The sequence below is a fragment of the Vreelandella indica genome, from assembly GCF_037070225.1.
Lineage (GTDB): Bacteria > Pseudomonadota > Gammaproteobacteria > Pseudomonadales > Halomonadaceae > Vreelandella > Vreelandella arctica.
The window spans coordinates 60,315-69,585 of record NZ_JBANSO010000026.1 but is presented as its reverse complement, the minus strand read 5'-3'; the positions used below and the strand labels follow the sequence as shown (position 1 = coordinate 69,585).

Annotated in this window: 7 protein-coding genes; 2 read left to right on the top strand and 5 right to left on the bottom strand. The window is 56.2% G+C overall.

What is annotated here, in order from left to right:
* Window positions 1-278: 278 nt before the first annotated feature.
* Window positions 279-608 carry a winged helix-turn-helix domain-containing protein gene (locus tag V8L71_RS16570; protein WP_336274823.1) on the top strand — a complete coding sequence of 110 codons (330 nt, stop codon included), beginning with the start codon at window positions 279-281 and terminating at the stop codon, window positions 606-608.
* Window positions 609-703: 95 nt separating this feature from the next.
* Here the strand turns inward: V8L71_RS16570 and arfA are convergent, their stop codons facing one another.
* The 5 genes from arfA to V8L71_RS16545 form a co-directional block, all read right to left on the bottom strand.
* Window positions 704-868: an alternative ribosome rescue factor ArfA gene (arfA, locus tag V8L71_RS16565; protein ID WP_232774981.1), complete on the bottom strand. Its 165-nt coding sequence runs from the start codon at window positions 866-868 to the stop codon at window positions 704-706.
* A 108-nt stretch (window positions 869-976) separates the two neighbouring features.
* Complete coding sequence (gene dkgB / locus V8L71_RS16560) at window positions 977-1,786, bottom strand: 2,5-didehydrogluconate reductase DkgB (protein ID WP_336274825.1); 810 nt, start codon at window positions 1,784-1,786, stop codon at window positions 977-979.
* 102 nt (window positions 1,787-1,888) lie between these two features.
* On the bottom strand, window positions 1,889-3,610 hold the full coding sequence (locus tag V8L71_RS16555) for a bifunctional protein-serine/threonine kinase/phosphatase (RefSeq protein ID WP_336274822.1): 1,722 nt from the start codon (window positions 3,608-3,610) through the stop codon (window positions 1,889-1,891).
* Between the two features lie 3 nt (window positions 3,611-3,613).
* Window positions 3,614-4,513 carry a uroporphyrinogen-III C-methyltransferase gene (cobA, locus tag V8L71_RS16550; protein ID WP_336274821.1) on the bottom strand — a complete coding sequence of 300 codons (900 nt, stop codon included), beginning with the start codon at window positions 4,511-4,513 and terminating at the stop codon, window positions 3,614-3,616.
* Entirely contained in the window at window positions 4,473-7,187 is a 2,715-nt protein-coding gene (locus V8L71_RS16545; protein ID WP_336274820.1) for a nitrate reductase, read from the bottom strand. The genes cobA and V8L71_RS16545 overlap by 41 nt, the downstream gene beginning before the upstream one ends.
* 749 nt (window positions 7,188-7,936) lie before the next feature.
* Between V8L71_RS16545 and V8L71_RS16540 the strand changes: the two genes are divergently transcribed.
* Complete coding sequence (locus tag V8L71_RS16540; protein WP_336274819.1) at window positions 7,937-9,250, top strand: NAD(P)/FAD-dependent oxidoreductase; 1,314 nt, start codon at window positions 7,937-7,939, stop codon at window positions 9,248-9,250.
* The last annotated feature ends 21 nt before the right edge of the window (window positions 9,251-9,271 follow it).

Sequence of the window (9,271 nt, the reverse complement as noted above, 5' to 3'; positions counted from 1 at the left end):
CTCGGTCACGGGCACGTGGCTACCGGAACGAGGCCAACTTTATCGCCATGATCTACCTGATTGGGAGCCCGGTGGGCCGCCTATTCGATCAGGCCAAATCCACGTGAAGTGACGAAGAACCACTTTTTATTACCGCCAGCCAGGGTGAAGACGACGTTGTTAAAGCACTGGAGCAAGGCGCAGACGATTTTCTTACCAAACCTCTTCGCCCCAATGAGCTTATTGCCAGGGTAAGTGCATTAGGTCGGCGGTTAGGGCATTCAATACCTCGCCCGGCCATGGCATGCCCCGATACTTTTAATCTGCATACCGATGAGCACTACATCAGCGTGGCAGGCAACGCTGTTGATCTAACTGAACGAGAGTATCGGCTAGCCGCACTTTTTTTCTCAAAAATTGGTGAGCTGATTACCCGCGCGCATTTATTAGAGTTGGTATGGGGCATTAAAGGGGACGTTTCGACGCGCACAGTGGATACCCACGTAAGCCGCCTACGTCGTAAATTGGAGCTGGATGGGCGCCATGGCCTGCGGCTACGCAGCGTTTACCAATCGGGGTATCGCATGGAGACTTGCCAAACCAACCACCTTGAACACGTCGCTAAATAGGTTGGCGCTTTAGCCACAGAAAAAGCGGGGGGCGCTTTATGATTAGAAAAACGTGCAGAGATATAGCCAAATCACTTGTTGCGAGCAACTTATACTCAAGCGGCTTGGCTATATCCCTGCTTAGCGCCTGTATTAGTGGTACGCCCTTTACGTGTGTAACTCCCTTTACCCTTTTTAGGGGTTTGCTGCTGCATTTTAAACATCGGCGTTCTTAGCTGCGCTTTTAACGCGTTATCTTGAATCTTGCGCTGTTTCATCATGTTCTCCGCTAATTTAAGGATGCCTGCCAATGGCAAGCATCCGTTAAGACAGCTATTAATTTTTAGCGTTCCACGTTTTGCCTATTCCGAGTTACTTATTCAATCAGTTTACTCATCCCACGCAGGCGCAAAGTCGGGGTTAGCGATACGCTCTTGGCGATCCAACATGGCAATATCTGCCATTTCGCTGTCGCTTAGCACTAAATCAAAAGCGGAAATATTGCTTTGAATATTACGTGCCTTAGTGGAAGAAGGAATGGTGGTCATATTGCGCTGTTTTACCCAGGCCAGGGTAATTTGCGCAGGCGTTACGCCATGGGTGTCGGCAATTTTCTGAAGCGTCGGATCTTCCATTACTTTGCCCACTGCCAATGGCATAAAGGCGGTCACCTGAATATTTTGGTGCTCGCAGTGATCAACTAATTTACGGTTTTGAAGAAAAGGGTGAACTTCGATCTGATTGGTCAGAATTTCACCTTTACCCAGAATACTAATCGCTTCGTCCACCTGTTCGCAGGTGAAATTGGAAATACCGATATGGTGCGCTTTACCTTCTGCTTTGACTTCTTTAAGCGCCGTCAAATAATCTGCCATCGGCACTTCATTATTGGGCGACGGCCAGTGAATCAACAGCAGATCAACGTAACCTGTACCCAGTTTCTGAAGACTTTCATCTACGCTGGCCTTCAGCGTGGCAGGTTCCAGGTTGTCGAACCACACCTTGGTAGTGAGGAAAATATCGCTGCGGTGCACATCACTGTCACGAATCGCTGCACCCACTTCCGCTTCATTACCATAAAACTGTGCCGTATCGATGTGCCGATACCCCGCCTCAAGCGCCGCATGAATACTCTGCTTGAGCGTTTCGCCTTCCAGGCGAAAGGTACCGAAACCGGGGTTTGGCATTACATTTTGCATCATTAACGTCCTTTTCTATTGATAGCGTGTTAACTACATGGGGGTGGCAACCGCCCCACTTCAACCCCGTTGCCTGTTGTTTCCAGACCAACAGCAGCGCCGTCAACGCAATAACAAAGTGATAACCACTATCGCCAGCGTCAGCGATACACCTTTCCAGAACAGTACCGGGTCACGTTCTAGCAGTGGTAACTGGGCGCGCTTAAGCATTGCAGGGCTTGGCGAGCGCAGCTCAAAGATAAACTCCGACAGCGCTGGGTAGCGTTTGTGAGGGTTGGGGTGCAAGGCTTTTTTGAGCACCTCATCCACCCAGGCGGGCAGTTCACGGTTTTCGCTGAGTGCCGATTGATAGGCAAGTTTATGCTGTGCCGCCCGAGTGCGGGTTTTAGCCACTTCGGTACCATAGGGCAACGTGCCGGTTAGCATCTGATAGGTGATAACGGCGAGGGAGTATTGATCCGCACGCGGCGACCCACCTTCGCCCAGAAAATACTCCGGTGCGGTGTACTGGGCGGTGCCTAAAATATCGCCGCCAGCAAGGTCTTCGCCCGCTGCTTCGGCGATGCCAGCCACTTTGGCGGCGCCAAAATCGATCAGTTTTATTGTGCCATGATTATCGATCATGACGTTGTCGGGGCGTAAATCCTGGTGGAGCATTTCCAGGCGATGGAAAGCGCGAAGGCCTTTAGCGATCTGCTCAATGATAGGTCTTACAGTGGCTAAGTCGGCGTTGGGGTGATCGCGCATCCACTGGGTCAGGGTGTGCCCTTCGATATATGCCAGCACCGTATAAAGGTAGTGCCGAGGGCGTTCTTGCGCGGGGGCTTTTAGCACGTGGGCATTGTCGATTCGGCGGGCAATCCACTCTTCGCGCACAAACCGCTCGATGCTTGCCGGGTCTTGGCTTAGCTCGGTGGAAAGGGTCTTCAGCGCCACTTTATGGCCACTTGCTATCTCTTCTGCCAAGAAGACATGGCTGCGACTGCTGGCATGCAGTTGGCGCACGATACGGTAGCCGTCCAGCTCGCTTCCTGCGCGCAGTTCCGGCGGCTGGGGTAGCGCACCAAGTGCTGCATAAAGCTCATCTGCAAGGCCGTCGGGCAGTGTCTCAATGCGCACAATCTGCACCGTCAGATTATCATCGCTACCGTTCTCGATTGCCGCGGTAATCATCGCCTCGGCGGCGGCGTCCAGGTCGCTCCAGTGGGCATGAATCAGTTCCGCCATATCGGTCGCTGTCAGCCACTCATAAACCCCATCGGTGGCGAGCACAAACACATCGCCTGCACTGATTGATACCGCACGGTAATCCAGCTCCAGATGCTGACCAGCGCCCATGGCGCGGCTTAAATGACTCACTTCCCGTGATGCCCAGAAGCGGTGATCCTCGGTCAACGGCTCCAGCGTATTACCCGCCAGCTGGTAGATACGGCTATCGCCGACATGAAACAGATGCGCAGTGGTGGACTTGATCACCATCGCACTCAAGGTACATACATAGCCGCGGTCAAGATCGTAGCGGTACTGGCTTTGTCGGGTTTGGGCGTAAAGCCATGCGTTGGTGGCCTGCAGTACCCGCTGGGCCGAGGTTTTCACCGCCCAGGTGGCCGGGGTAGCGTAGTAGTCCGTCAGAAAGCCGCCCACCGCTGCTTTACTTGCCTCTCGGCTCACCTCGCTACTGCTGATCCCGTCCGCCAACGCAATCGCGATGCCTTTGGTGGCGCGCTGGGATTCATTGGGCAGGTAAGCGCCATAAAAATCCTGATTGCTTGGTTTACGCCCTTTATCTGAGTGCTGGCCTAGCGAAATGGTCAGCGTTGCCATCGGCTAACGAGCACCTTCGCTGGAACGACATACGGCGGCTAGCTCAACGGGCGACGTGGCGACCCTTTGCACCACGCTGCCCACCACAATCAAGCAGGGAGATGGCAGAGGGTGGGCGGCAAGTTTTTCGGGCATATCCGCAAGTGAGCCCACCAGCGACTGCTGTTCGGGCTGGCTGGCATTGGCAACTAGCATAATGGGCCACTCATCCGGCAGCCCCGCCTGACGCAGGCCGTGACAAATTGCACTCACTTTGGAAAGCCCCATGTAAAACACCAGGGTTTCATCTTTACGCGCCAGTGCTTGCCAGTCCGGCGTGCCGTCTTCGCGGCATAGCTGGGCGGTAACAAAGCGCAGCTGCTGCGCATGGCCACGATCAGTGAGTGGGATACCCATGCAGGCTGCGGCGGCAGAGGCCGCGGTAATTCCTGGCACAATAGTGGCAGTCACCTGGGCGGCGGCCAGGGCATCCAGTTCCTCGCCCATGCGCGCAAACACCGCCGGGTCGCCGCCCTTAAGCCGCACTACCGATTTTCCTTCGCGGGCGAGTTTTACCATCAGCTCACCGATTTCCGCTTGCGGTACGCTGTGGTGGCCGCGGGCTTTGCCCACGTAGTAGCGCTCGCTGCCGTTGGGAATCAGCGCCAGCACGTCATCGCCCACCAAGCGGTCATACACCACGGCATCTGCCTGCATTAACAGCCGAGCGGCCTTGAGGGTTAACAGCTCCGCATCACCACTGCCTGCACCGACCAGATAGACCTGACCGGCGTGGCACTCGCCATGCAGCGGCAGGCGTAAATCAGTGTCACATTTGCGACCCAACGATGACCGCACTGGTGACGACAATCGCATAAAGGCGTTAAACCACTTCAGTAGCAATGGGTTGCTTAGTACGCGCATTGGGCCGCTCCTCTTCAATCAGTGATTTCAATTCAGGAATACAGCTACCGCATTGGGTGCCGCAGGCAAGTCTCGCGCCCAACGCTTCTACGCTGGTATCGCCTGCACGAATAGCGTTGGCAATGGTGGTTTGGCCGACCTGGTGACAGCTGCACACCACCGGGCCAGTATCAGCAGCGCCGTCATCGCAGCCCGCTAATAAGCGGCGGCGGTGGGTATCGCTTAGCTCCGCCTCGTTAAAACGCGCTTCCAGCCAAGCCAGCCCTGGCAACTCTTTGGGTGGGCCAACCATCAGCCACCAGCGCAGCTTGCCATTTTCCACACAGGCGGCACGCAGCCGTCCGTTAGTGGGGTCTTGGCTGACCACCGCTACTTCCCCAGGCAGCCACTCTTTCAACTGCGCCAACCAATCGTTAACCGACTGTGTATGGGCAAGCTGCCAGCGCTGGCAGCCGCGCATGGGTATAAGTGTCCAATAAGCACTGATGCACCACGGCGTCAACTCAGTGGCGCCATCAGCGACCAGCAGAGTGGCCTGCCACTCAGTGGCAAGCGGGCCCAACGCCACGGCGCCGTGCTTTGATTCCGGCTGCCCTGAAAGCGGGTCTGTGATGCCGCCGATCAGCGCGCTACTTCTGGCCTGCTGGGTAAAACAGTCAGTCCAGTGGATGGGCACAAACACCTCGCCGCGGCGCTGGGCATTGGACACCCGCACTCGAGCCCGAAACTCGCCCTTCGCGGCGCTTAGTACCGCCAAGCCTTGATCTACCACACCGGCGTCCTGAGCGTCATCAGGATGCACGTCCATGAACGGCTCCGCACGGTGATTCATCAGCCTCGGGGCGCGCGCAGTACGGGTCATGGTGTGCCACTGATCACGGATTCGACCGGTGTTTAAACGCAGCGGATAGGCGGCGCTGAGCGATTGTTCAGGGCCCTGTGGCTTAATCGCCAACAGTTTGGCACGGCCATTGGCCGTGGCAAACTCACCATCTTCAAACAGGCGCGCGGTTCCCTGCGGCGCTCGAGCCGTCACCGGCCACTGAACCGGCACCAAGGCATCGTAGTCTTTCCGGCCCAAGCCCACCAAGCCCGAGATATCGAAAAGCCGCTTCGGGCTGCCGGCTAGCCCATTTTCAAAGCCAGACAGACGGGCGTGTTCATCGAATATTTCCCAAGGGTGCGAGTATTCAAACGCCTCGGCAAACCCCAGCCGCTTGGCCACTTCGGCGATGATCCACCAATCATGGCGAGCTTCCCCTGGGGGTGGCAGCATCCCCCGCTGGCGGGAGATGCGCCGCTCGGAGTTGGTCACGGTACCATCTTTTTCTGACCACCCCGAGGCTGGCAGCACGATATCTGCATAAGGCAGCAAATCGGTATGGGCGGCACACTCAGAGACAATCACCAGCGGGCATTTTTCCAGCGCAGCGCGTACTCGCGCGGCATCGGGCAGGCTAATCGCGGGATTGGTGGCCATTACCCAGAGCGCTTTTATCTCGCCTCGCTCAATGGCTTCAAACAGTTCCACCGCTTTATAACCCGGCCCTTCCGGCAGGATGGGCGTGAGATTATCGGTCGCCCAGAAGCGACTGACCAGATCAATGGCGCCGGGGGTGTGGTAATCCATATGCGCAGCTAGCTGGTTGGCCAGCCCGCCTACTTCGCGCCCACCCATGGCATTGGGTTGACCGGTAATCGAGAACGGCCCTGCCCCCGGCAAACCGATTTTTCCGCCCGCTAGGTGGCAGTTAATAATCGCATTGCATTTATCGGTGCCGCTGGCGGATTGGTTAACGCCCTGGGAATAGAGCGTGACCACATGCAGTTGGCTGGCAAACCAGTAGTAGAAGGTTTCCAGACGCTCAGGGTCGACATCGCAGGCAGCCGCTACTTCCGCTACCGAGCCAGCGGTTTGTTGCGCTGCCGCCAGGGCCTCTTCAACGCCTTCGGTGTGACGCTCAAGATAGAGGGTATCGAGCTTGCGACGCTTTGCCATCCACGCCAGCAGGCCATTAAATAGGTAAGCATCGCTGCCCGGTTTAATCCCCAGGTAGAGGTCAGCGATTTCGCAGCTATCGGTCACGCGCGGGTCAATGACGACCAAGCGCATCAGTGGGTTGCGCTCTTTAGCAACTTTAATGCGTTGGTAAAGCACCGGATGGTTCCAGGCCAAGTTGGAGCCCACCAGCACGACCAGCTCCGCCTCTTCCAAGTCTTCGTAGTTGCACGGCACCGCATCCGCGCCGAAGGCACGCTTATAGCCAGCGACCGCAGAAGCCATGCACAGTCGCGAGTTGGTATCTAAATGAGGGGTGCCCAAGAAGCCTTTAAACAGCTTATTAGCGATATAGTAATCTTCAGTTAAGAGCTGCCCCGACAGGTACGCCGCTACGCTGTGATTGCCATGCTCGGCCCGCTGAGCGTTTAAACGCTCAGCGGTGATGCTCAGTGCGGACTCCCAGGAGACCTCGACGCCATCTACACGCGGATGCGTCAGGCGGCCCTGCTCGCCCAACGTCTCATGTAGCGCAGAACCTTTGACACACAGCCGGCCATAATTCGCAGGGTGCTCACGGTCGCCTTCTACTGCGCTCAGCGTGCCTGCTTCAATGGTCGCCGTCACGCCGCAGCCGACGCCGCAGTAGGGGCATGTGGTTTTGGCCTGAGTCATAGCTACTCCTCGGATTCCTCATTAGCGCCAAGCAAAAAAACGCCCAGTCCTGTTCTCTAATGCGCTATGTAAACGCATTAAGAGAAAAGGGCTGGACGTCGTTGCCACAGCGCACCTTCAACGGTGCAGTACTCTTTACAATGGTTTCTTCAAACAAATGAAGACTTACTAACAGCTACACATTTTCTAACGGCTACTTATTCTTCTAATAACGGCTTTGGAGTTGTTCGCTGCCATCGCCAAACAATGAGCGCTTATCCCTTATTAACTCACTTATTGCCTTGATAGCTGCAAGAGCCAAGCCGACAACCGACCTATTGAAAATTAACTACTTAAAAACAAATAGTTAAAAAATAAAAGAGCATCACGCAGCGCTCTTTTTAGCACTCCGGTCACGCTAAATGGCGTGTGAGAGTGCACGCCACCTCCCTTTCGCACCATCGCTGTGCAGCTTGCTCAAGCAGCGACGCGTCCGCACCTCCTCCCTTGCTCCTTAAACACCTGAAATGCTTGAAAAAAAAGTGATTAATAGCCAGTTGGCTAGCTCCTTGCTTTATACACGGTAAGGTTTTTAATCAGCTGGCAGCCAATGGCGGTTGCCGCGCGTTTAAAGCATAGATTTTAAACAACGCTATCGGGCAACGACGCCCCTGATGCTCCCCTTTTCTACACATCGTGGAAAGGAAGGTGCGTTAGGGGCTTTTTTTGTTTGGTGCTCAAGAAGCCGCAAAGACACAGAGGAGCCACCCATGGAAACCACTTCCCGGTGCTCACACAATGACCATCTCAATGACCATCTGGTGATTATTGGCAACGGTATGGCCAGCCACCGCCTGATTGAGGCGTTGGTAAAACTACCCACGCGCCCTCAACACATCACGGTGATTGGCGCCGAGCCAACTCCTGCATATAACCGTATTCTGCTCTCGCCACTGCTGGCTGGCGAGATGAATCAGGATGCACTCACTCTGCGCGATGCTCAGTGGTACGAGGACCAGGGTGTCACGCTGATTCTTGGCGAAAAGGTCGACGCCCTTCATCGCGACCGCCAAACCGTGGTCACCAACACCGGCCGCACGCTGCCTTACGACCACCTAGTGCTTGCTACCGGCTCGCGCCCAGCAATGCCCGATGTGCCTGGTATTGATCTAGCGGGCGTGCACGGTTTTCGTGACCTGCAAGATGCTGATGCGTTGACCGACATCGCTCAACGCGGTGGTGAGGCAGTCGTGATTGGCGGCGGTCTGCTAGGCCTGGAAGCTGCCGAAGGGCTGCGTAAGCGCGGCAACGATATCAGCGTCAGCGTGCTCCAGCGCAGCGAACGGCTAATGAACCGCCAGCTGGATACGACCGCCTCACATCTGCTTGAAAACGAACTGGCCCAGCGCGGCTTGAAGATTGTTACCAGCGCCCAGTTAGCACGTTTAGAAGGCGACGCCCAAGGACAGGTCAGCAAGATTCATCTTGATGATGGCCGCCAACTGGCTGCCACGAGCGTCATTATCGCGGCGGGCATTACGCCTAACGCAGCCCTTGGCCACCAAGCGGGCCTGACCACCGAGCGCGCTATCGTGGTGGATGAATTTCTCACCACCAGCGACCCGGCGATCTCAGCGCTGGGCGAGTGCTGCCAATTTGATGGCACTACTTATGGCTTGGTGGAACCGATCTGGCGTCAGGTGGAAGTACTCGCCGCCCGGCTAGGTGGCACGCCTACCCTTGGCTACACGGATGTCCCCAGCGCCACCAAACTTAAAATCAGCGGCGTGGCGCTCTACGCCTTTGGCCCCACCGAGGCCAGCGCCGAGCACGAAGTGCTGAGCTACCACGATATTGAGCGCGGCGACTACCGCCGCCTGCTGTTGCGTGACGGTCAAATAGAGGGCGCGGTGCTTTACGGCGACACCAGCCAAGGCCCTTGGTACTTCGAGCAAGCGCTAGCGGGTAGCGATCTGAATAACTGCCGTCAGGCGCTGCTTTTTGGCGCCGCCGACGTTAGCGCCCTACAGGCAGCCCAAGGCGATTCTGACACTTCTCATCTTCCTACTTCAGAGGCGGCATAACGATGGTTACTAATAATGTTA

Excerpts from the sequence above, each read along its gene's own strand:
- cobA (WP_336274821.1), bottom strand. The coding sequence starts at position 4,513 with ATGCGCGTACTAAGCAACCCATTGCTACTGAAGTGGTTTAACGCCTTT.
- V8L71_RS16555 (WP_336274822.1), bottom strand. The coding sequence starts at position 3,610 with ATGGCAACGCTGACCATTTCGCTAGGCCAGCACTCAGATAAAGGGCGT.
- V8L71_RS16570 (WP_336274823.1), top strand. The coding sequence starts at position 279 with ATGGCATGCCCCGATACTTTTAATCTGCATACCGATGAGCACTACATC.
- arfA (WP_232774981.1), bottom strand. The coding sequence starts at position 868 with ATGATGAAACAGCGCAAGATTCAAGATAACGCGTTAAAAGCGCAGCTA.
- V8L71_RS16545 (WP_336274820.1), bottom strand. The coding sequence starts at position 7,187 with ATGACTCAGGCCAAAACCACATGCCCCTACTGCGGCGTCGGCTGCGGC.
- dkgB (WP_336274825.1), bottom strand. The coding sequence starts at position 1,786 with ATGCAAAATGTAATGCCAAACCCCGGTTTCGGTACCTTTCGCCTGGAA.
- V8L71_RS16540 (WP_336274819.1), top strand. The coding sequence starts at position 7,937 with ATGGAAACCACTTCCCGGTGCTCACACAATGACCATCTCAATGACCAT.